The 23,526-nt window shown below is 53.0% G+C and carries 20 protein-coding genes; 17 read left to right on the plus strand and 3 right to left on the minus strand.

The window, feature by feature from the left end:
* The first annotated feature begins 76 nt into the window (after window positions 1-76).
* From ileS to CGZ75_RS02970, 3 genes are all read left to right on the plus strand, one after another.
* Window positions 77-3,181 carry an isoleucine--tRNA ligase gene (gene ileS, locus CGZ75_RS02960; RefSeq protein WP_089522798.1) on the plus strand — a complete coding sequence of 1,035 codons (3,105 nt, stop codon included), beginning with the start codon at window positions 77-79 and terminating at the stop codon, window positions 3,179-3,181.
* A gap of 450 nt (window positions 3,182-3,631) precedes the next feature.
* On the plus strand, window positions 3,632-3,886 hold the full coding sequence (locus tag CGZ75_RS24360) for a hypothetical protein (protein WP_141136643.1): 255 nt from the start codon (window positions 3,632-3,634) through the stop codon (window positions 3,884-3,886).
* Between the two features lie 104 nt (window positions 3,887-3,990).
* Window positions 3,991-4,320 (plus strand): DUF5665 domain-containing protein, encoded by a 330-nt coding sequence (locus CGZ75_RS02970; protein ID WP_089522799.1) that lies wholly within the window; start codon window positions 3,991-3,993, stop codon window positions 4,318-4,320.
* Between the two features lie 428 nt (window positions 4,321-4,748).
* Here CGZ75_RS02970 and CGZ75_RS02975 read toward each other — a convergent pair whose 3' ends face one another.
* Complete coding sequence (locus CGZ75_RS02975; RefSeq protein WP_089524526.1) at window positions 4,749-5,450, minus strand: TraR/DksA C4-type zinc finger protein; 702 nt, start codon at window positions 5,448-5,450, stop codon at window positions 4,749-4,751.
* A 279-nt stretch (window positions 5,451-5,729) separates the two neighbouring features.
* Here CGZ75_RS02975 and lspA point away from each other — a divergent pair, with 279 nt between their 5' ends.
* The 10 genes from lspA to pyrE all read left to right on the plus strand — a co-directional run bounded on the left by lspA (window position 5,730) and on the right by pyrE (window position 18,135).
* The gene (gene lspA / locus CGZ75_RS02980; RefSeq protein ID WP_089524527.1) at window positions 5,730-6,254 is read left to right on the plus strand and encodes a signal peptidase II; all 525 of its coding nucleotides are present in this window, start codon (window positions 5,730-5,732) and stop codon (window positions 6,252-6,254) included.
* A 3-nt stretch (window positions 6,255-6,257) separates the two neighbouring features.
* Complete coding sequence (locus tag CGZ75_RS02985; protein ID WP_089522800.1) at window positions 6,258-7,247, plus strand: RluA family pseudouridine synthase; 990 nt, start codon at window positions 6,258-6,260, stop codon at window positions 7,245-7,247.
* Between the two features lie 197 nt (window positions 7,248-7,444).
* The gene (locus tag CGZ75_RS02990) at window positions 7,445-8,680 is read left to right on the plus strand and encodes an LL-diaminopimelate aminotransferase (RefSeq protein WP_089522801.1); all 1,236 of its coding nucleotides are present in this window, start codon (window positions 7,445-7,447) and stop codon (window positions 8,678-8,680) included.
* A 657-nt stretch (window positions 8,681-9,337) separates the two neighbouring features.
* Window positions 9,338-9,898: a bifunctional pyr operon transcriptional regulator/uracil phosphoribosyltransferase PyrR gene (gene pyrR, locus CGZ75_RS03000; protein WP_089522803.1), complete on the plus strand. Its 561-nt coding sequence runs from the start codon at window positions 9,338-9,340 to the stop codon at window positions 9,896-9,898.
* Window positions 9,899-9,903: 5 nt separating this feature from the next.
* Complete coding sequence (locus tag CGZ75_RS03005; protein ID WP_089522804.1) at window positions 9,904-10,806, plus strand: aspartate carbamoyltransferase catalytic subunit; 903 nt, start codon at window positions 9,904-9,906, stop codon at window positions 10,804-10,806.
* Window positions 10,807-10,965: 159 nt separating this feature from the next.
* Window positions 10,966-12,264, plus strand: coding sequence for a dihydroorotase (locus tag CGZ75_RS03010; protein WP_089522805.1), 1,299 nt, complete (start codon window positions 10,966-10,968; stop codon window positions 12,262-12,264).
* Between the two features lie 12 nt (window positions 12,265-12,276).
* Window positions 12,277-13,422, plus strand: a complete 1,146-nt coding sequence (locus CGZ75_RS03015; RefSeq protein WP_089522806.1) for a carbamoyl phosphate synthase small subunit — start codon at window positions 12,277-12,279, stop codon at window positions 13,420-13,422.
* On the plus strand, window positions 13,409-16,621 hold the full coding sequence (gene carB, locus CGZ75_RS03020) for a carbamoyl-phosphate synthase large subunit (RefSeq protein WP_089522807.1): 3,213 nt from the start codon (window positions 13,409-13,411) through the stop codon (window positions 16,619-16,621). Before CGZ75_RS03015 ends, carB begins: the two co-directional genes overlap by 14 nt.
* A 123-nt stretch (window positions 16,622-16,744) precedes the next feature.
* Window positions 16,745-17,491 carry an orotidine-5'-phosphate decarboxylase gene (gene pyrF, locus CGZ75_RS03025; RefSeq protein ID WP_089522808.1) on the plus strand — a complete coding sequence of 249 codons (747 nt, stop codon included), beginning with the start codon at window positions 16,745-16,747 and terminating at the stop codon, window positions 17,489-17,491.
* Entirely contained in the window at window positions 17,488-18,135 is a 648-nt protein-coding gene (gene pyrE / locus CGZ75_RS03030; protein ID WP_089522809.1) for an orotate phosphoribosyltransferase, read from the plus strand. The genes pyrF and pyrE overlap by 4 nt, the downstream gene beginning before the upstream one ends.
* 145 nt (window positions 18,136-18,280) lie before the next feature.
* Here pyrE and CGZ75_RS03035 read toward each other — a convergent pair whose 3' ends face one another.
* Window positions 18,281-18,781 (minus strand): hypothetical protein, encoded by a 501-nt coding sequence (locus CGZ75_RS03035; protein ID WP_141136644.1) that lies wholly within the window; start codon window positions 18,779-18,781, stop codon window positions 18,281-18,283.
* Between the two features lie 119 nt (window positions 18,782-18,900).
* Here CGZ75_RS03035 and CGZ75_RS03040 point away from each other — a divergent pair, with 119 nt between their 5' ends.
* From CGZ75_RS03040 to CGZ75_RS03055, 4 genes are all read left to right on the plus strand, one after another.
* A complete protein-coding gene (locus CGZ75_RS03040) occupies window positions 18,901-19,716 on the plus strand; it encodes a hypothetical protein (RefSeq protein ID WP_089522811.1) in 816 nt (271 codons plus the stop codon).
* Entirely contained in the window at window positions 19,713-20,285 is a 573-nt protein-coding gene (locus CGZ75_RS03045) for a hypothetical protein (RefSeq protein WP_089522812.1), read from the plus strand. The genes CGZ75_RS03040 and CGZ75_RS03045 overlap by 4 nt, the downstream gene beginning before the upstream one ends.
* Before the next feature lie 18 nt (window positions 20,286-20,303).
* On the plus strand, window positions 20,304-20,798 hold the full coding sequence (locus CGZ75_RS03050) for a GNAT family N-acetyltransferase (RefSeq protein ID WP_089522813.1): 495 nt from the start codon (window positions 20,304-20,306) through the stop codon (window positions 20,796-20,798).
* 111 nt (window positions 20,799-20,909) lie between these two features.
* Entirely contained in the window at window positions 20,910-22,229 is a 1,320-nt protein-coding gene (locus CGZ75_RS03055; RefSeq protein WP_089522814.1) for a stalk domain-containing protein, read from the plus strand.
* A 181-nt stretch (window positions 22,230-22,410) separates the two neighbouring features.
* Here the strand turns inward: CGZ75_RS03055 and CGZ75_RS03060 are convergent, their stop codons facing one another.
* A complete protein-coding gene (locus tag CGZ75_RS03060) occupies window positions 22,411-23,445 on the minus strand; it encodes an IS630 family transposase (RefSeq protein WP_089522815.1) in 1,035 nt (344 codons plus the stop codon).
* Window positions 23,446-23,526 lie beyond the last annotated feature (81 nt).

A 23,526-nucleotide genomic window follows, 5' to 3' on the forward strand; every position in this document is an offset into this window, starting at 1 on the left:
AGGGTGGTATCGCGAGTTTACGCTCGCCCCTTTCCAGGGGCGGGCTTTTTTTATTTACCTAAGGGAGTGTTGAGGCATGCAGAGAGTCGATGTCAAAGAAAAGGCGCGCAGTCGCGAACTACGCGTATTGAATAAGTGGAATGAAGAAAAAACATTCAAAGCATCCATCGAGAACCGTGCAGGCAAGCCGAACTTCGTGTTTTACGAAGGACCGCCAACCGCGAATGGTGCGCCACATATCGGTCACGTGCTTGGACGCGTTATCAAAGATTTCATCGGCCGCTACAAAACGATGTCCGGCTATCGCGTTGTGCGAAAAGCTGGCTGGGATACCCACGGTTTGCCAGTCGAGCTTGGCGTTGAGAAGCAACTCGGTATCTCAGGCAAACAAGAGATCGAGAACTACGGCGTAGAGGAATTTATAAAAAAGTGCAAGGATAGTGTGTTTGAATATGAGCGCCAATGGCGCGAGCTGACCGAAGCGATCGGCTACTGGACCGACATGGATGACCCGTATGTCACACTCAAAACGAGCTACATCGAGAGCGTATGGCATATCCTTTCCACGATTCATGGCAAAGGTCTGCTGTACCGCGGTCACCGTGTTAGCCCATACTGCCCTTGCTGCCAGACGACGCTCAGCTCACATGAGGTTGCTCAAGGCTACGAGGATGTCAAGGATCTCAGCGCCACCGCCAAGTTCCCGTTGGAGAACGGTGAAGGCTTCCTGCTCGCTTGGACGACGACCCCTTGGACGCTGCCAGCCAACACGGCGATTGCCGTCAATCCTGAGCTGACGTATGCCAAGGTGAAGCGTGACGGCGAAGTGTATTTTGTCGCAGAAGCGCTTGTAGAAAGTGTGTTCAAGGGCGAAGAGAAGCCTGAGATTGTCGGCAGCGTTAAGGGAGCTGAGCTGGTCGGACTTGCTTACAAGGCTCCGTTTAACTACGTACCAGTTGAAAAAGGCCATGTTGTCATCGGCGCCGACTTTGTCAGCGACACAAGCGGTACAGGCATGGTTCATATCGCTCCTGCACATGGTGATGATGACTACAAAACCGCTCGCAAAAACGGCATCAGCCTGCTGGCAGTCGTCAACAACCAGGGTCGTTACATCGATGAAGTGACGGATCTCGCGGGCCGTTTTGTCAAAGATGGCGAAGTGGATATCGAGATCGTCAAAATGCTCAGCGAAAAAGGTCTGCTCTTCTCCAAAGAGAAGTACGAGCATAGCTATCCGTTTTGCTGGCGCTGCAAATCGCCGCTCATCTATTACGCCACCGAGAGCTGGTTCATCGAGACGACGGCCGTTAAAGATCAGTTGATCGCCAACAACAATGGGGTGGAATGGTATCCAGGCCACATCCGCGAGGGTCGTTTTGGCAAGTTCCTGGAGGATCTGGTTGACTGGAACATCAGTCGCAATCGTTATTGGGGAACGCCGCTCAACGTATGGGTTTGCGAGGCGACAGGCAAGGAATATGCGCCATCCAGCCTTGCCGATCTGCGCGAGCGCTCCGTGACGGAGCTTGCGGAAGATTTTGAGCCGCATAAGCCTTATGTGGACGAAGTGAAGCTGCGCAGTCCATTTGCGGAAGGCGCCATCATGACTCGGACTCCGGAAGTGATCGACGTATGGTTCGACAGCGGTTCGATGCCGTTTGCCCAGCAGCATTTCCCGTTTGAAAATGAAGAGCGCTTCGCTGAGCAATATCCGGCGGACATGATCTGCGAAGGCATTGATCAGACGCGCGGCTGGTTCTACAGCCTGCTGGCTGTATCGACACTGTACAACGGCAAAGCGCCGTATAAGTCGGTCATTTCCACCGGACACATTCTCGATGAGAATGGCCAAAAAATGAGCAAATCCAAAGGCAACGTCATCGACCCTTGGGAAATCATCAACGAATACGGCACAGACGCTTTCCGTTGGGCGCTGCTTGCTGATAGTGCGCCTTGGAACAGCAAAAAGTTCTCGCGCGGAATCGTCGGCGAGGCGAAGTCCAAAGTCATCGATACGATCGTGAACACACATGCCTTCTTCGCGCTGTATGCAACCATCGATGGATTTGATCCGACTGAGCATCAGGGCCGCGTATCTTCCGTCAAGCTGGACCGCTGGATTGTTTCCCGCCTTAACTCGCTCGTGCGCACAGTCATTAGCGGGCTCGAAGGCTGGGATTTCCTCAATTCCGCCAAAGCTATCGAGGCATTCGTCGACGAGCTTAGCAACTGGTACATCCGCCGTTCACGCGATCGCTTCTGGGGAAGCGGCCTGACGGACGACAAGCTGGATGCTTACTGCACGCTGCGCGATGTGCTGTTGACGCTGTCCCGCCTGATCGCTCCGTATGCTCCGCTGCTCGCAGAGGAAGTTTACGGCAACCTTGGCGGCAAAGGAAGCGTGCATCTGGATGATTATCCTGTTGCAGACGAGTCTGCTATCGATGCAGAGCTGGAGCGTGACATGGGGACGGCGCGTATGATCGTTGAGCTTGCGCGTAATGTGCGTAACGAAACCGGCATCAAAACTCGCCAACCGCTGTCCGAGCTGATTGTCTCTCTGAGCGGCGAGTTCACGCTGACGGACTACGAGGAAATCATCAAGGACGAGATCAACGTGAAGGGAATCGTCGTTGAGGACTCCGACAGCGGGTTTGTCGACTTCACCCTGAAGCTGAACCTCAAAGTTGCGGGCAAAAAATTCGGCAAAAACGTCGGCCCAGTCCAGGCGTATCTCAAAGGTCTCGACGCTGCTGGAACACGGGCAATCGTGACGGCTGGCAGCTTCGTCTTCACAACGCCGGACGGCGAAGATCTTCCTGTCGCGCTGGATGAGCTGCTTGTTGAGAAGCAGGCCAAAGCTGGCTTCGCTTCCGCTTCCGGTAGCGGCCTGACCGTGGCATTGAACACGGACATTACGCCGGCGCTGGAGCAAGAGGGCTGGGTCCGCGAGGTTATCCGCGCCGTTCAAGATACGCGCAAAAAGCTCGATCTGCCGATCGAGAAGCGTGTTGACCTGCTGCTTGATACAGATGAAAGCCTGACCGAGGCTCTTAAAACCTATGACGGCCTGCTGCAGGACAGCGTTCTGCTGAACAGCGTTAGGTTTGGAAGTGAAGCTGGTATGGAAAGAGTTTCGCTGGGTGAGCGTGAGTTTGGCGTTCTGATTCAGGGGTGATATCCGCGAGTTAGTAGAGTGGATTCGAGAGCTAGTGCGGGATTCGAGAGCTGGTGCGGGATTCGAGAGCTAGTGCGGAACGTCGCTACAGGAGCCGATCCTTTCTCCGATCCCTCTGGAAGTCGGATGCCCTGATCGCCTAACACACTAAAGTGTAGGCATCCGACTTCCAAGAGGACCGCTACCGCTTCTACGAAAGGATTCGCCTCCCTCCGCTCCGCCGCACAAGCTCTCTCATAGGCGTCTCTCACCCCTGTTTTTTTATTGGGGTGGGGGGCGCCTTTTGCATACGTAAAAGGCGACATGCCGCTTGCCGCGGCGGGTGGTGCGAAGCACTACTGCAAGTGGAACTGCAAGTGGAACTGGATTGGACTGAACTTAAGCTGGAGATGAAGCTGGAGCTGGATTGGAGCTTGAATTGGAACTGGAACTGGACTGGACTGAACTGGATTGGACTGGACTGAACTTAAGCTGGAGATGGAACTTGAATTGGAACTGGAACTGGAGAAGGAACTGGAGAAGAAGCTGGAGCTTGAACTGGAACTGGAACTGGAACTGGAACTTGAGTTGGAGTTGGAGATGAAGTTGGAGCTGGGATTGGAACTGGATCTGGACTGCGACTGCATCAACTGCAGCTACAGTCATTGTCCAAGGCATCCTGGTAGTAAGAATTATCCAACTGTTACGGGACATACTAGCCTTTAGGCTGGAGAAGACAGAAATAAGCCTCTTCGGCCTTCCGCTTTTGCTAACGGATGGATAGGGAGGCTTTATTAGGTTGGAGATGAGCAGAATGGAGGGAAGTTTAGATGGGTGAAGACACACGAAGAGAGGCTGTCAGCGAGCGGGAGCAGATTAGTTTTCTGCAAGACCGGCTAGAAAAAATAGCCGCCGATCTGGAAAAATCGCAGATGGCGGAGTATGTGGAACTTCTAAACCGTCCGCTCACGCTGATCTGGCGCAATCTGATGGTCGGCATTGCCAGAGGCATCGGTTCCGTGATTGGGTTAGCTTTTTTTGCAACGGCAATTTTATATATACTGCAAGCTCTTGGACAGCTCAATTTGCCAATAATTGGCGATTATATTGCGGATATTGTGAGAATCGTGCAAATTCAGCTGGACGGCAAGCAGTATTGAGTTTGTATAGCCACATATGCCACACATCTCGCATTGGCAGCCGAGTAATAACCCGTGGCTCTTCTTCTCTGAAAACAACAGCTCAATTTTTATCAGCCGAGATTTCGCGGCTGAAAGAAAGGCTGTTCACCGAGCGAAGCTCGGCAACAGCGAAGCTTCAGAGGCGTATCTGAAGATGAGCCCACCCCTATAAAAAAGGGGGTGGAAGCAGGGTTTTCAGGACAGTGGAGCGAAGCGGACGGAACCCTCCTGTAGAAGCGGCAGCGGTTCACTTGGAGGCCGGATTCCTACCCTAGCGGGGTATGGAATCAAAGGAATCTGGGCTCCAGAGAATCGGAAGGAGGGTCTGTCCGCGAAGCGGTATTTGTCCTGGACGGTGGCACGGTTCTTCCGCGAAGCGGTATTTACCCTACATGTAGCGGAGACAGCTACTCCTCGCCCAGTTCCTCACCTTCGCCGCGCTCCATGTAGCTGCTGTACTCCCGGTTGCGGATCACGCTCACATGGCGGCCAGTGATGTCCGTCGCCAGGAAGCTCTCCATATCCTCCACATAGCCGTCATTCTCCACTGCTTCAATGCCCAGCCGATCATAATTATCACCAGGCTGCTCCTGCATCGCAGGAGAATCCGAGTTGCCCCAGCTCTCGACAACTTGCCAGGCATCCTCACCATCAAAACCTGGATCGTCTTTGCCGTCCCGGTCGGAATCTCCGAAAGGAGGCAAGAGCACAGCTTCCTCTGCAGGCCGGCGATGAGACGTATGCTGGCGTGGAGAATGATCAACGCAGTACTGTGTGTCTGGAAGCGCCTCAAGCCGCTGTTCAGGGATCTCTTTTCCGCAGGAGATGCAAAGTCCATAGCTGCCATTGTCAATGGAGCTCAGTGCGGCCTCCACCCGGTCGCGATGAAGATCGAATTGCTCTTCCAGTGCCAGGTCTTTGCCTCGCTCGAACATTTCCGTCGCGACATCACCGGGATGATTGTCGATTGTACTGAGCTCGCCGGTCTCATCGCGCAAGGCATTCTGAAGTCCGCTATGCTCGGATTGCTCTTTGTGGCGGATAAGCTCCTCCCGTTCAAGCAGAAGCCGCTGCTTCATCCGGTCGATAAAGGCTGGAGAATGAGTCATCGTTTTGCACACACCTTTCAGCAGCCGCTGCAAACGGCTGGCGGTTTCTTTTTACTGGTGTTAGTGTGGACGAGTTGGGCCTGCTTTACAGATGGGCTTCTATGGAAGAAATGCTCCCCTTCAAAAAGCACGATGAGACACATGCAAATCTAGTTCCTCGATTATGAAAAAGCTGGCATTCAGAAGCTGAAAGCTCATGTCACGACTGCCCTTGGAAGGCTGGCTCCGCCTGGAATGGTTATGCTACAATGAGACGGACGAGGAGGGAAAGGCTTGAAGATTAAGGGGTATTCATATTTGGTTGCGATCGCAGCCATTCTGGTGGATCAGCTCGCTAAATTGATTATTATCAATCGGCTTGAGCTGTATGAGCAAATTAAAGTAATTGGAAATTTCTTTATTATTACTTCGATTCGAAACACAGGAGCTGCATTCAGCATCCTGGAGGGCCAGCAGCTGTTTTTCCTCATTATCACACCGCTGGTGGTTGCGGGAATTGCCTGGTATATCCATCAACAACGCAAATCAGGAAACACTTGGCTGTTTACAGCGCTGGGTCTGGTGCTCGGAGGTGCGATAGGCAATTTTATCGATCGGCTGCTTTACGGCCATGTGGTTGATTTCCTTTCCTTCAACTTCGGTTCGTATTCCTTTGCAGTGTTCAATTTGGCCGACACGTCGCTTACGATTGGCGTGATTATGATCATTGTGGACACTTTGCTTGAGGATCGCCGCGCAAGGAAGGCTGCCCGTAACAACGAGGGCAAAGATCAACCGAAGGAAATACTACACACAGAGGACTGAATAATGACAGTGAAAGATACAGAAACAGAAGCGGGTTTAGGCCGCGAGGCGGAATCCGTAGAAGAGCAGGAAAGCGATAATCAGTTGGAATGGACGATTGAGAGCAGCGAGGCTAAACAGCGCTTGGACAAATTTATTACGGACAAGCTGGCCGACCCTGCAATCTCTCGGACCCAGGTGCAAGATTGGATTAGCGCTGGGGCGGCTACGATTGGTGGTCGCACTGTAAAAGCCAACCAAAAGCTTGCTGCAGGCGATCAGCTTGTTGTTATTATACCTGAGCCGCAGGCGGCGGAGATCGTTCCGGAAAATATTCCGCTGGACATTGTGTACGAGGATAGCGATGTGATCGTGATCAACAAACCTCGAGGTATGGTCGTGCATCCGGCTCCTGGCCACTCCGGCGGGACTGTCGTAAACGCGCTAATGTATCATTGTAAGGATTTGTCCGGCATTAACGGTGTTATGCGTCCGGGAATCGTCCACCGAATCGACAAAGACACCTCCGGCCTGCTTATGGCCGCTAAAAATGATCTGGCGCATCTGTCGCTGGCGGAGCAGCTCAAGGAGCATACTGTTACGCGCAAGTATATTGCGCTCGTTCATGATAATCTTCAGCATGATATCGGAACAATCGATGCACCTATCGGGCGCGATGACAAGGATCGCAAAATGTTTACCGTCACTATAAAAGGCAGCAAACATGCGGTGACGCATTTCCAGGTCATCGAACGACTGGGCGATTACACGCTGGTTGATCTTCAATTGGAAACGGGACGCACGCATCAAATCCGCGTTCATCTGAAGTATATCGGCCATCCTTTGGCAGGCGATCCGATTTACGGCCGCAACAAAACGGTAGCGCTCAAAGGACAAGCGCTGCATGCTGCGCTGCTTGGCTTCACCCATCCGCGCAGCGGAGAGCGGTTGGAGTTTGAAGCGCCGATTCCAGGAGATATGCAGCATGTGCTGACCAATCTGCGTAATCGCTAAAATGACTTTCATGCATGGACCACCGTCCATACGTGAATACTTGAACGTCAGGGCAGCTGCATCGTAAAAATGCAAATTTTCCACGCAATGTTCTATTAGCATGCAGGCTTGCCTGCGCTATGCTTAAATAATGCGATTATGACCCGGGCGCTTGATCGCCCGGGTTTATTTTGAAATAAGGAAAGGTGATTTGACCTATGACTTCCATTAACTCCAATTACCTTAATCTTCAAGGGAGCTATTTGTTCTCTGAGATCGCCAAGCGGCGCACTAAGTTTATCGAGGAAAATCCGCAGGCAGAAATTATCAGCCTCGGCATTGGCGACGTGACACGCGGTCTTCCGGATGCTGTTACCAAAGCAATGCATGCGGCAATCGACGAGCTGGCTGCGCCGGGTTCTTTCCGCGGTTATGGCCCAGAGCAAGGTTATGACTTCTTGGTGAATACAATCATCGAGAACGACTATAGGGCTCGCGGCGTGGATATCCAGTCGAACGAAGTGTTCGTCAGCGACGGTTCCAAATGCGATGTCGGCAATATTCAAGAAATTTTCAGCCAAGATGCAGTCGTAGCTGTTCAAGATCCGGTTTATCCGGTTTATGTAGATACGAATGTTATGGCGGGCCGCTCCGGTCCCTTCAACAGCGACATCGGCCGTTACGAGAATATCGTTTATCTCGACTGCACGGCGGAGAACAACTTCAAGCCTTCGCTGCCTGACCGCAAAGTTGATCTTATTTACCTGTGCTACCCTAACAACCCGACTGGCATGACGTTGACAAAAGACGAGCTCAAGGTATGGGTTGACTACGCACGCGAAAACAACTGCCTGATCTTGTTCGACTCGGCTTACGAGGCGTTCATTACGGAAGCGGATGTGCCACATAGCATTTATGAGGTTGAAGGTGCGCGCGAGGTAGCTATCGAGTTCCGCAGCTTCTCCAAAACAGCTGGCTTTACTGGCGTACGTTGTGCGTACACCGTTGTGCCGCGCGAGCTGAGAGGTTTTGACAAGGATGGCAACACTGTATTCATCAATGATCTGTGGAACCGTCGTCACACGACGAAGTTCAACGGCGTATCCTACGTGACTCAACGTGGTGCGGAAGCGATCTATTCAGCCCAGGGCAAGGAGCAAATCCGCAGCCTCGTTGATTACTACATGACCAATGCTGGAATTATTCGTGATGGTCTGCGTTCGCTCGGTCTGGAAGTATTTGGCGGTGTTAACGCTCCTTACATTTGGCTCAAAACGCCAAACGGTCTTGATTCTTGGGCATTCTTCGACAAGCTGTTGTCTGAGGCGAACATCGTCGGTACACCTGGCGTGGGCTTCGGCCGCAGCGGTCAAGGGTATTTCCGCCTGACTGCCTTTGGCAGCCGCGAGAATACCGAAAAAGCAGTAGAGCGCATTCGCAAGCTTAGTCTTTAATTTTAAAATGCGTGTTCAAAAAGGTCGCCAATCAGCACCGAGAAGGTTGTATGAACCAGAAGAAGGAGGAGCGGAATGTAGGCAAACTACATGAGCACCGGACTTCGAAGGTGAATACAAGATTCGATGTCGAGTTCGTTTCCTGGTTTACATCGTGATCAATGGTGGCCTTTTTGAACAACCTCTTAAAATGGGGCCCTCCCAGATGTCAGGTTAATGACGCTGGGAGCAGCCCCATTTTTCTCTTTACATACATATAAACATTCAGTATAATGAATAATTATACACCATTTCTTCTCGCGAGATAGGGTTGACTTCGCTAACCTTCACATGGGATAATCAGTACCGATAACGGCAGTACCTTTAACTCAGTCCAGAGAGGCTGGCAAGGTAGCGTGATTATAAGCCGTCGTCCGGAAGTAGCTTTTGACCAGCACGGAGTGTGAACCATGTCCGCTGGCAGCGCCTTGTTGCGCTTGCCGAGCCGTACATGTTCATATCCGCGACCGCTGGGCGGCTTCCGCGCGGCTTATACCTTCCCCCTATCTCCTTGCTGAGCAACTCGGCAGGGAGATTTTTTTTGCCCAGCTGAGGGAGGATAAGGCCATACCAACCCATGCGTGCGCACAAGCGGACGTCGAAGGAGCTCGAAATCCTATGCTAGCAGGAGAAAAACGCGCCATCATGGACGAGACGGCAATTCGCCGGGGACTAACTCGGATCGCCCATGAAATTGTCGAAAAGAACAAAGGAATCGACGGCTGCGTCCTCGTCGGCATACGGACGAGAGGCGTTTATCTGGCCCACCGTCTGGCGGAGCAGATCCGCGAAATCGAGGGCACGCCGGTTATATGCGGCGAGCTGGACATTACCGGCTACCGCGACGATCGTCGCGGCGAGGGCGGCAGCGCCAATGCAGCAATGGCGGATACCTCCGGCCAGCCGCTGTCCATCCACGACAAACGCGTCATTTTGATCGACGATGTGCTGTACACCGGGCGGACGATTCGCGCAGCTATGGATGCCTTGATGGATCTGGGCAGGCCGCAGTCGATTCAGCTAGCCGTGCTGCTGGATCGCGGCCATCGCGAGCTGCCGATTCGGCCCGACTACGTGGGTAAAAATGTGCCAACCTCCAAGCAAGAGAGTATCCGCGTATCCCTTCAGGAAGTGGACGGGGAAGACAACGTGACCATCACAGAGCAACAAGGAGGATGAGGCACATGTCAACCATGCAGGTACAACACAAAAGCTTGCTCGGCCTGAAGGGGCTGAATCGAGAGGAAATTGAGGCGATCCTTTCTCGGGCCGCTTACTGGGAACAGCAGTCAGAGAAAGTCCAGCCGGTACTGGCGGGGCGATTCGTGGCTAACATGTTTTTCGAAAATAGCACCCGCACTCGCTTCAGCTTTGAAGTTGCGGAGAAGCGACTGGGAGCCGAAGTGCTGAACTTCAGCGCAGCGGCGTCAAGCGTACAGAAGGGCGAATCGATCTACGACACGGTTAAAACGCTGGAGTCGATGGGCATCGACGCCGGCATCATCCGGCTGAAGCCAGCTGGCGTGCTGCAAGAGCTGGCCGAGCGCATCAAGGTGCCGCTGATCAACGCAGGCGACGGCAACAATGAACATCCGACGCAGGCGCTGCTTGACCTTTACACGATGCGCCAACAGTTCGGCAGCTTGAACGGACTGAACGTAGTGATCGTCGGTGACGTCAAGCATAGCCGCGTAGCTCGCTCCAACTACTGGGGGCTGACAGCGATGGGCGCAAAAGTAAGTTTCTGCGCACCGGACAGTATGCGGGCGGATGAGCTGAATGTACCTTACATCAGCATCGATGAAGCGCTGAAGGCGGATGTCGTAATGATGCTGCGCGTGCAGCTGGAGCGCCATGAGAGCGGAATGATTCGCTCGGCAGAGGAATACCGCGAGCAGTATGGGCTGACGGTAGAGCGGGCGGCCAAGCTTGCTTCACATGCGATTATCATGCACCCGGCTCCAGTGAACCGCGATGTTGAAATCGACAGCGATCTGGTGGAGCATCCACAGTCCCGCATTTTCCCGCAGATGGCGAACGGTGTTCCGATACGAATGGCTGTCATTGAGCGGGCGCTAAGAGGATAGAAGAAAAATGCAGCTTGGCACGGGTTTCTGTCTCAGTCAGGAGGAGCTCGGACCAAGTGAACTTATACAAGTAAACTATGGACAGATATACAAGCAGAATGGTTAAGCGGAATTGAATGGCGAACGGCTTCACGGTACGGAAAGGGGACAACAAACCGAATGGCAGCAGTAAAGTGGATTGTAAACGGACGGATTTGGAACCAGGAGAGCGGCGAGCTGGAAACTAGGCATATTCGGATTGAGGATGGCTTAATTGCGGAGATCAAAGTAGGCGAGGCTCCCGCAGTTGCAGTTGAAGAAACGCTGGATGCAGCTGGAAAGCTCCTGTCTGCGGGTTTTATCGATATGCATGTGCACCTGCGCGATCCGGGTTTTGAGCATAAGGAAGATATCATCACCGGAACGGCTTCCGCAGCAGCAGGCGGTTTCACGACGATCGCTTGCATGCCGAACACACGTCCAGTCATCGATACGCCGGAGACGGTGAAATATATTCTGGACAAGGCGCGCGAGCAGGGCAACGGTGTAAAGGTACTACCTTATGCCGCCATCTCCAAAAACCAGCTCGGTCGCGAGCTGACGGATTTTGCCGCACTCAAAGCAGCCGGAGCTATCGGCTTCACCGATGACGGAGTCGGCGTGCAGCGAGCACAGATGATGAAGGACGCCATGACGCTCGCTCAGTCACTGGGAATGCCGATAATCGCGCATTGCGAAGATGATAGTCTGGTTGAAGGCCTGTACGTTTCTGAGGGCAAATTCGCTCGTGACAATGGCATCAAGGGCATTCCGAATGAGTCCGAAGCGATTCATGTTGGCCGCGATGCACTGCTGGCAGAGTCCACCGGTGTCCACTACCATGTCTGCCATGTAAGCACCGAGCAGTCGGTGCGCCTCATTCGCCTCGCGAAGTCGGTCGGAGTGAGAATTACAGCTGAAGTTTGCCCCCATCACCTTGTTCTGAGTGATGAGGATATCCCCGACATGGACTCCAATTGGAAAATGAACCCGCCGCTGCGCACCCCGCGCGACGTTGAGGCAGTTATCCAAGGGCTGGAGGACGGCACGATCGACATGATCGTCACCGACCACGCACCGCATAGCGCCGAGGAGAAAGCTCGCGGCATGGAGCTCGCGCCATTTGGCATCGTCGGCTTCGAGACGGCCTTCCCACTGCTCTACACGAAGTTTGTGCGCACCGGCAAATGGTCGCTCGGTTTCCTTTTGAATCGCATGACTAAGGTTCCTGCCTCGGTATTCGGTCTCGATTCGGGCTGCTTGGAGCTTGGAGCTCCCGCCGATCTAACGATTATCGACCTTGAGCAAGAGCGTGCAGTCGACCCAGCAACTTTTAAATCCAGAAGCAATAACACGCCGTTCGGCGGATGGAAGCTCTACGGTTGGCCCCAAGCCACCGTGGTCGGCGGTAGCGTCGTCTGGTCCCACCATACAGCATAAGGAGTGATACGGATGCAAGCGAGACTGATTCTTGAGGACGGAACCGTATTTGCGGGCCAGTCGTTCGGTGCAGAAACTTCCAAACCCGGCGAGGTCGTATTTAATACAGGCATTACAGGCTACCAGGAGGTGCTCTCCGATCCATCCTACTGCGGCCAGATCGTGACGATGACCTACCCACTTATCGGCAACTATGGCATCACCCGCGACGATTTTGAAACGGTAGCTCCATTCATTCATGGTTTTGCGGTACGCCGCCACGAGCCGATCCCGAGTAACTGGCGCGCTCAAGTATCGCTGGACTGGCTGCTCAAGGAGCATGACATTCCGGCGATTAGCGAAATCGATACGCGTATGCTTACCCGCAAGTTGCGTCACTTCGGCACAATGAGAGGTCTCATCACGACCGGCAACGAGCGTGTGGAGGAGATTTTGGAGCAACTGACTAGCACAGTGTTAATGCGCGACCAAGTTGCACGCACCTCTACGAAGCAAGTGTTCACAAGCCCTGGTTATGGTGAGCGTATCGTACTGATCGATTACGGTGCCAAAAGCGGTATTTTGCGCGAGCTGACCAAGCGCGGCTGCGACGTTGTTGTTGTGCCGCATGACGCCTCCGCGGATACGATTCGCCGCCTGAATCCGGATGGCATTCAGCTGTCCAACGGCCCTGGCGACCCGCAGGATGTTCCTCATGCGGTAGAAACGATCCGTGAGCTGCTTGGAGAGTACCCGATTTTCGGCATTTGCCTCGGCCACCAACTGTTCGCTCTCGCATGCGGCGCTGACACGGAGAAGCTGAAGTTCGGCCATCGCGGCGGCAATCACCCTGTGAAAGAGTTGGCTACTGGACGCTGCTATATTACGAGCCAGAACCACGGCTATACCGTACCTGAGGCGAGCATCGCCGGCACGAAGCTGAGCGTGACCCATATCAACAACAACGACAAAACGGTTGAAGGCCTGAAACATAATGAGTATCCGGCTTTCTCGGTCCAATATCATCCGGAGGCGGCCCCGGGGCCGTTCGATTCCAGCTACCTGTTCGACGAATTCCTGGAGCTGATCCGCAACCATCGCCGCATTAACCCTTCCAAGCCGCGTCAAGCCCAGCTGTCGGAAGCGTCCAAAGGAGAGCTGCAGTATGCCCAGAAATAACCTGCTCAAAAAGATTCTCGTTATCGGCTCCGGCCCGATTGTCATCGGCCAAGCCGCAGAGTTCGACTACGCCGGCACGCAAGCTTGCCAGGCGTTGAAGGAAGAGGGCTATGAGGTTGTGCTGATTAACAGCAACCCGGCTACGATCATGACCGACACGAATATGGCGGACAAAGTTTATATCGAGCCGATTACGCTTGATTTTGTCTCCCAAATCATTCGTCAGGAGCGGCCTGACGGCCTGCTGCCAACGCTTGGCGGACAAACGGGTCTCAATATGGCTGTGGAGCTGGCACGCGCCGGCGTACTGGAGAGCGAGAATGTGAAGCTGCTCGGCACACAGCTGTCGGCCATCGAAAAAGCCGAAGATCGCGACTTGTTCCGCGATCTGATGCGCGAACTGGAGCAGCCAGTTCCGGAGAGCGTGATCGTGACGACTGTGCAGGAAGCGGTTGATTTTGCGGGCGAGATTGGTTACCCGATCATCGTGCGCCCGGCCTATACGCTCGGCGGTACTGGCGGCGGTATTTGCGCCACTGAGGAAGAACTGCTTGAGACGGTTGCTGCTGGTATCCGCTACAGCCCGATCGGCCAGTGCCTAATCGAGAAATCGATCGCTGGCATGAAGGAAGTTGAGTACGAAGTTATGCGCGACGCGAACGACAGCTGTATCGTCGTGTGTAATATGGAGAACTTTGATCCAGTCGGCGTGCATACAGGTGATTCCATCGTCGTGGCGCCGAGCCAGACGCTGTCGGACCGCGAGTACCAGATGCTTCGTTCCGCTTCGCTCAAAATCATCCGTGCGCTGAATATCGAGGGTGGCTGCAACGTGCAGTTTGCACTTGATCCGTTCAGCTTCCAATACTACGTCATCGAAGTGAATCCGCGCGTCAGCCGCTCCTCGGCGCTGGCTTCCAAAGCAACGGGCTACCCGATCGCCAAGATGGCTGCAAAAATCGCTGTTGGCTATACGCTCGACGAGATCGTGAACCCGGTTACAGGCCAGACTTACGCCTGCTTTGAGCCGACGCTGGACTACATTGTAAGCAAAATCCCGCGCTGGCCTTTCGACAAGTTCACTGGCGCGAATCGCAAGCTCGGCACGCAGATGAAGGCGACTGGCGAAGTTATGGCAATCGGCCGGACGTTCGAGGAATCGATGCACAAGGCGATTCGTTCACTGGAAATCGGGGCCCATCGCTTCCATCTGAAGGATGCGCATGAGCTGAACGATGAGACGCTCAGCACTCGTCTGGAAAAGCCGGATGACGAGCGCATGTTCCTGATCGCCGAGGCATTCCGCCGCGGTTGGGCGCTGTCCGATATTCAGGATCTCACGAAGGTAGACTGGTGGTTCCTCGACAAAATCGAAGGCATCGTTGCCTTTGAGGACGAGCTGCGCCGCGCGCCAGGACTTACGAACGAGCTGCTTTACCAAGCGAAGCGCAAAGGATTCTCCGACCGTTCGATCGCCGAGCTGCGCCGCGAAGGTGGCCAAACGACGATGATCGACGAGCATAGCATTCGCGTTTATCGTTTGGAGCAGGGGATGCGTCCGGTATACAAAATGGTCGACACCTGCGCCGCCGAGTTCGAAGCGAGCACGCCTTATTACTACTCGACCTACGAGGTAGAGAACGAAGTTATCGAGTCCGATAAGCAGAAGGTGCTCGTACTTGGCTCTGGCCCGATCCGCATCGGCCAAGGCATCGAATTCGACTACTCCACTGTGCATGCGGTATGGGCGATCCAAAAGGCCGGTTATGAGGCTGTGATCATCAACAACAACCCGGAGACGGTATCTACCGACTTTAGCACTTCCGATCGGCTGTATTTCGAGCCGCTGTTCCTGGAAGACGTTATGAACGTCATCGAGCAGGAGAAACCGATTGGTGTCATCGTACAATTCGGCGGCCAAACGGCGATCAACCTGGCTGCTCCGCTGGCCAAAGCCGGCGTGCGCATCCTGGGCTCCAGCCTGGAGAGCATCGACATGGCCGAGGACCGCAAGAAGTTCGAAGCGCTGCTTCGCAGTTTGAACATTGCGCAGCCGGAAGGCAGCACAGTGACGAACCTTGAGGAAGCGCTCGTGATCGCAAACGGTCTCAACTATCCAGTGTTAGTTCGCCCGTCCTACGTACTAGGCGGCCGTGCAATGGAGATCGTTTACTCCGATGAAGAACTGGTCGGTTACATGAAGGAAGCGGTCAAAATCAATCCGGAGCATCCGGTGCTGATCGACCGTTACATGCTTGGCAAAGAAGCTGAAGTCGACGCGATCTGCGACGGCGAAACGGTTGTCATTCCGGGCATCATGGAGCATGTTGAGCGTGCAGGCGTCCACTCCGGTGACTCCATCGCGGTGTATCCGCCGCAGTCGCTGTCAGCGGACATCAAGGAGCAGATCATTGAGATCACGATCAAAATCGCTAAAGCACTGAACATTATCGGCCTGGTGAACATCCAGTTCGTCATCCATAATGAGAAGGCGTATGTGATCGAGGTTAACCCGCGCTCCTCGCGTACAGTTCCATTCCTCAGCAAAGTGACAAATCTGCCGATGGCAAATCTGGCGACGCGCGCGATTCTCGGCACGAAGCTGGCTGAGCTCGGTCATGTCGACGGCCTGTGGCCGGAAGATAACTTCGTCTCCGTCAAGGTTCCGGTGTTCAGCTTTGCTAAGCTGCGCCGCGTCGACCCAACGTTGACACCGGAGATGAAGTCCACTGGCGAGGTTATGGGTCGCGATGAGCAGTATGCCAAAGCGCTTTATAAAGGTCTTATCGGAGCGGGTATGAAAATTCCGCTGAAGGGCTCGATCATCGCTACCGTAGCCGACAAGGATAAGGATGAAGCGATTGAGCTGCTCAAAGGCTTTTACGCAATCGGCTACAAAATCATCGCCACGGGCGGTACAGCATCCGCGCTGGAGCAAGCGGGCATTAACGTGCAACGCGTCAACAAGCTGAGCGAGGGTACACCGAATATCCTCGATCTCATCCGCAGCGGCCAAGCGCAGTTCGTGTTCAACACGTTGACCAAGGGCAAAACGCCGGAGCGCGATGGCTTCCGCATCCGCCGTGAAGCGGTCGAGAATGGCATCGTCTGCATGACGTCGCTTGATACGGTCCGTGCGCTGCTGAACATGCTGCAAACGATCAACTTCAGCTCGAACCCAATGCCGGTTCTGCAATAATTCTAGATGTACGGCCAGCGCCGGAGCTCGCGGCCTGCAAGTCCCGAAAGCAGGGACGGCAGGCCGTCCTCCCGGCGGATGGCCTTTCTCTATGCCAAGGTTAATTTCTAGGAGGAACAAGCGATGAGTACAACAATCTTGAGCCGCGAGCAGGCTGCCGGCAAAGTGATGGTGGCGCTGGATTATCCTGACGCCGCCTCGGCCGAGGCGTTGTTGAAGCAGCTAGAGGGCATTCCTTGTTACATGAAGGTCGGCATGCAGCTGTTTTATACGGCTGGTCCGGACTTTGTGCGGATGCTCAAGGCGCGCGGTTATCGCGTGTTTCTTGACGTGAAAATGCATGACATCCCCAACACAGTCAAAGGCGGCGCAAACAGCGTCACCCGTCTCGGCGTGGACATGTTCAATGTGCATGCTGCAGGCGGACGCGACATGATGGAAGCGGCGATGGATGGTGTGGAAGAGGCTCTTGTCGCCGATCCGTCGCTCGTCCGCCCGACCGTCATCGCTGTGACGCAGCTGACGAGCACTAGCGACGAAGTACTAAACGACGAAATCGGTATTCTCGGTACGGTTGCGGAGTCAGTCACTCGTTATGCCATGCTTACCATTGCATCCGGCCTCGATGGCGTAGTTGCTTCGCCGCATGAAGTTGTGCGGGTCAAAGATACCTGTGGGCCGACTTTCCAAACGGTAACTCCCGGCATCCGCCCAACGGGAGCCGACATCGGTGATCAGACCCGCGTTATGACACCGCAGGATGCGCTAAAGGCTGGCACGGACTATATGGTCATCGGCCGCCCGATTACTCAGGCAACTGATCCAAGGGCTGCATTGGAATCCATTATTGAGGAGCTGATCCAAGCATGACAACGAAAAGCCTGAATCAATTGCCGAGCGAGATCGCCGGCAAGCTGCTAGACATTGGCGCGGTTGCGCTTCGTCCGGAGGAGCCTTTTACATGGACATCTGGACTGAAGTCCCCAATCTATTGTGATAACCGCTTGACGATGTCCTACCCTGATATTCGCGAGCTGGTGGCGGAGGGCTTCGCAGCAGTTATTCGTGAGCAATATCCGGATGCCGAAGTTATTGCTGGCACAGCGACGGCTGGTATTCCGCATGCTGCATGGGTTGCGCAGAAGCTGAACTTGCCGATGATCTACGTCCGTGATAAGGCGAAGGGTCATGGCAAACAGAACCTGATCGAAGGCCAAGTTACCGAAGGGCAAAAAGTCGTTGTCATCGAGGATTTAATCTCTACTGGAGGCAGCTCCATTAAAGCGGCCCAAGCTGTACGCGAGGCGGGCGCTAAAGTTCTGGCCGTCGTGGCGATCTTTACTTATCAGTTTGCCAGCGCGGAGGGTGCGTTCGCGGAGGCAGGCGTGCCGCTGCAGACGCTCTCCAACTACTCAGCGCTGATTGACGTCGCTGCCGAGCGCGGCATTGTGGCGAACAGCCAACTGGCGTCGCTGCAAGCTTGGCGCGAAGACCCGACTAGCTACGGCAAGTAGGTAGGGGAGCGGAAACCGCAGCGGTCGGCGAGCTACGGTAGGTAGGTAGGTAGATAGATAGATAGATAGGTAGGCGAGCGGTAAATCACGGCGGTCGGCCGACTCGCGGATAGCTTAGTAAAGTTACATGGGGCGTCCCTATAAGTCATCGGAAGATGACGAGGGGATGCCTTTTTTTGCTGCGCAAGTAGTCAAAGCTACTTAAATGAGCCAAATCAGCGCCCTCGGCCCCGAGCAAGTAGTCAAAGCTACTTAAATGAGCCAAATCAGCGCCCGCGGCCCCGAGCAAGAAGTCGAAGTTACTTGAAGGAGCCAAATCAGCGCCCGCGGCCCTGATCAAGTAGTCGAAGTTACTTGAATGAGCCAAATCAGCGCCCGCGGCCCTGATCAAGTAGTCGAAGTTACTTGAATGAGCCAAATCAGAGCCTACGGCCCTGATTAAGTAGTCGAAGTTACTTGAATGAGCCAAATCAGCGCCCGCGGCCCTGATCAAGTAGTCGAAGCTACTTGAATGAGCCAAATCAGAGCCTACGGCCCTGATCAAGTAGTCGAAGTTACTTGAATGAGCTAATTGAGCGCCCGCGGCCCTGATCAAGTAGTCAAAGTTACTTGAATGAGCCAAATCAGCGCCCGCGGCCTCACTCAAGTAGCCAATACTACATGGCCGCTCTACCCGCCCACATCCAATCCTCAAAATAAATGACTCCATCCTGCCTATAAATAGGTTAATACTGGTATTATTGTATTGAACAAGGAGGCGGCTCTATGAAGCTCAACAAGCTCAAAACTTTCAATTGGAAAATAACAGCTGCCGTCGGAGCGGTGCTCATAGCTGCCAGTTGGACCGGCAATCTTCTTTATTGGAGCAGCATGCAGCTCGGTAAACCTTATTTTTTTCAGCATTATTTTACAGTTAATGAAGGCAGTGAAGGTTCCTTGAGCTTCCGCTATCTGGAGGATAATAATGCCGGTGTAACGGTAATTTCCGTGGGGCTTGATGAATATCCTCAATTTCGCTTTCATCTGAGTGAGAGTATGCCATCCAACTATCAAAAGCAAATGATAGCTTTGGCAGAGTGGAGGCCGAACGAAGTGACATCAAATCGCTACCCGTCAGGGCAGCAGTTTTTAACAGTGAACTATAGCGATGGAAGCTGGGAAAAAATACCGACAGGTTACATAAACGTGGTCAAAAACGATGAACAGCCGATTAAAATTAAATCAACCAGCAGGGGCGGTGGAACGGCGACTGAGGATCTTATATTGGAGAAAATCGAGCTTTTGCCGGATGGGGAGGAGCTTAAACGTTTTGTTGAAGTCCAACTGACTGGGTTTGGCGGGAAGGACATCAAGCCTCCTTTTGAGTTGGCGAAGGGAGAGCCTCTATCTTTAAGCTACAACTTTGAATTTGCCGGAAATGCGGCGATGGCAGCTTCCTATTATGAATCTAGTATTCAGCTTAGTTTCTCCAACAAGGAGGGCCAAAAGCTCGTACAACGGATTGAGTTTATTCACACGTTTGAGAGCTTGCCCGAAAGTGAGATTTATGCGCTAGCCAAAGCCGAGAGGAAGTCACCATGAGCGCTGCATCTACAAAATGGCTTCGGCGTCTCGGATGGGGATTGACGCTTGTCTGGTTTGATTTTCGCATCGGCGGATTTGATTTTTCCCCTGATGTTATCGGTTATTTGCTGGCAGCATCTGCTTTGTCTGAGGCAAGCTCCACTTATCGAACTATGCGCTCGGCTCGTACTTTAGCCCTGCTGCTAGCGGCAGGGGAAATTCCTGGATTAATTCTTGTTCAACCCGGTCTTCTGGGAAATATCGAACAATATGAGCTGATTCCTCTTTATGCGCACATTTATATTCAGGCGATGCAACTGCTGCATCTTCTATTGATGCTGTTAATTTGCTGGGGGATGGATGGAATAGCGGATAAGGCAAATGAGCGGGATTTGCAGGGATCGATTCGTGTCCGTAGAATTTCTTATAGCGTAGTGGGCATGGGGATGCAAATTTTTTATCCGTTTATTTTTAACCTTGAGGCATCAGTATGGGTTTATATGTTGATTATTGGTATGTCCTCATCGTTGTTCTGGATTTTCTCATCATCCGGCTGGCGTTCCGCCTTTCCTATGTTGAGCCATTGATTAGAGGAGGAAGGTTAGATGTTCATGTTTAAAAAGCTTACGCCGGAAGAGGAGCTTCCGATGGAGCTGTTGCTGCTCGCCGATCCTTCGGAGGCCATGATTGCCTCTTATATTGGCCGCGGAGAATGCTGGACGTTGTCGGAAAAGGGAGAAGCCGTGTTAGGCGTATATGTCTTAATTCCTACTCGGCCCGGCACGCTGGAACTGGTCAACGTAGCCGTACTGGAGGAGCGGCATGGGCAAGGACTAGGAAAACGACTTGTGCAGCATGCCATTGGGCGGGCGCAGGAGCTGGGAGCGTGGACGCTTGAAATCGGCACAGGCAATTCCAGCATTGGCCAGCTGGGGCTTTATCAAAAATGCGGCTTTCGCATCGTTGGCGTGGATCGGGACTTTTTCGTTCGGCATTATGAGGAGCCAATTGTAGAGAACGGTATTCCTTGCGTGGATATGGTTCGTTTGGCTATAGATTTGCACGGCGCTCGGTCGCAAGAAGCTCATCCAACGAAATAGAGACAAGCCCTCTCGATTTTCCAATAGACAAGAAGGGCTTAACCCGTGATAATAGGGGAGGAGTTTCCAGTTGGTGGACTACTTACATAAAAATGTTAGGGGATATTGTTTATGAAATCATTGAAATTCCTAGTAGTAGCTGTTGGCGCCGCTGCTATTATTACGGCGAGTCTGGGCGCTGCTGCCGCAAGTGCTGCTCCTGCCAAGCCAGCCATTAGCGTCATGCTGAACGGCAAAAAACAAACCTATGATCAGCCGCCCATCATCGTGAACGGGGCGACGCTCGTTCCGCTTCGCGGCATTTTTGAAGGACTCGGCGCTAAAGTATCCTTAACCGGCAAGCAGATTACCGCTACGAAGGGCTTCACGACAATCGTCCATACGATCGGTCAGAATTGGGCTACCGTTGACGGCGTGAAAGTTACCCTTTCGCAGCCATCGCTTGTGCTGAAGGGACGTACGCTCGTTCCGCTTCGTTTCATCGGTGAGGCGCTCGACAGCAAGGTAAGCTGGAACGCTTCAAAACAACAAGTTTCAGTGGCGCCGCTCACAGGCACCGAGTTGCAGGCGCGCTGGGCGGTTAAGGCGGATAACTTTGTTTGGGCCGGTAAGCTGGATAAACTCAATCAGATGCTGGATCAAGGCTGGAAGCCTGCGCAGAGCGAGCAAGCATGGATGAACAGTGTGTTTACCAAAAATAAGGACATCGTTAAGCTGTTCCTCGACAACGGAGCAAACGTCAATTTGCTCGTTTCCATGGAAGATGAAGAGACGCTCGCGCTGCTGGAGGTAGCTTCGCTGCCTTACCGTGAGACAGCCCAAGGCGACTACCCTGAGACAACGGAAGCATCTGATTTGGAGCTTTTGAAAATGATGTTGGCAGCTAAGCCGGATTTCGCAGCGCTCGAGAAGGAAAACGGCAGTCTGTTATGGACGGCGGTCAATTCCAACCGGCTGCAAATTGTCCAAGAGCTGATTACGGCAGGGGTAAGCGCCAAGTCGGATGGACTGAAGCAGTTCAGTGCTCCGCTGCTTGCTGCAACAAGTTTTGTAGACGACAAAGGTAATCGCGCAGTTGAGATGATCGAGCTGCTGCTGAAAAACGGTGCGGACGCCAATGACTGCAACTGTGATACAACCAAGGAATACACGCCGCTTGAGTATGCGAGTGGACTGCTGTATGACTCAGAGGATGAGAGTATCGCTTACCAACCGAGTCTCCATGCTGTACAGCTGCTGCTGCAATACGGGGCTGATCCTAAGCTGGACAATTCTCTATATGAGGCGGTAGATGCGGAGTCTCTGGAAATTGTGAAGCTGCTTCTGGAGAAAGGCGCAGATCCGAAGAAAGTATATCCAACCGCGAAAGAGACTCCACTGGAGCTCGCGCAAAAGCTGGGCAACAAGGATCTGCTCGATCTGCTTTTATAACAGACTTTATAAAGTGATGTGATCTTGCTGTTAGACTTTTGAATATTATGTTAGTATTAATGGAAAAATAAAATACCAATCATCCAAGGAGGTATTGTCCATTATTGCTTCTATATTAGTCGGAATTGTAGCGCTTGAGCACATCTATATTCTCATACTATATAAGTTGAACTTTAAATCTTTATACTCGAACGAGTAATCGGTCGATGACTTCCAGCGGCGAGTGGTTCACCCGATTGATAAATGCTGTTACGTGAGAACGAATAACATAGAACTTCTGAAAAAAGACGTTGTTCACCACATCCTGCTTCATCCACTTCCATAACCCTTCCGTAGGATTAAGTTCAGGACTGTATTTGGGAAGCGGAACCAGACGAAGTCTAGGGTGCTGACGAAGAAAAGGTCGGATTTGCTCTGCGGTGTGAATACGGGCGTTATCCAGAACAACAACAATTTTGCCCGAATAGTGCTCTAGAATAGCGCCTAGGAATCGTTGGAAAGCCGTCGCATCCATAACCTCTTCTTCTCGATGAAGGATGTGGCCGCTCTCGTAATCCAATGCAGCAAACAGCTTCGCTCCCTGATGCTGACCGTAAGTGGGGATTTTACGTTGCTGTCCCTTCGGAAACCAATTATACTGCAGCGCCATATAAGCACGGATCGAGGACTCGTCTTCGAAGAGCAAATGATCGATTTCGCCCTGATCCAACTGGTCCTTCAGCTCCGGCAAGGTCACGTTGCGAAAATGCTCTTGTTGGTCTGGGTTGGCCCGAGCCAAGGTATACGTAGCTTTGGTGTAGCTGAAGCCGAGTCGGGCAAGCAGTTTGGATACGCCTCGAAGCGTATAGGACGGGCCAAATTCTCGATGAATCCAGGTCTGGATGAGCTTAAGCGTCCACGTGTACCTAGCTTCAAAACCAACATCGACAGGACGTTTTTCTGCGATCAACTGACGGAGTTGCTCCTCTTGCTCGTCCGTCAGTTTCTTGGGACGGATTGTACGCGGATGAAACTCCAGTCCCTGTAAACCCGTCTTACGGTAGTTGTTCCAATACCCACTAATGGCAGGAAAGGAGCGTCCCAAAATCGTCGCGATCTCGCTCAGGGTGCGGCCTTCCAAATGAAGTCGTACGGCTAGATAGCGTTCGTACATCCGGGTGCTTGTCGTGTTTTTCATCGCTTCAGTCAACTGCTCGATTTTTTGTTCAACCTTCATCGAAATCTTCCTCTCTCCAAGTCGTTACTCTTTCTTTACCCAATTGGAGAGTCATTAATTTAGAGAGTTCAACTTATATAA

Source organism: Paenibacillus herberti (assembly GCF_002233675.1).
Classification (GTDB): domain Bacteria; phylum Bacillota; class Bacilli; order Paenibacillales; family Paenibacillaceae; genus Paenibacillus_O; species Paenibacillus_O herberti.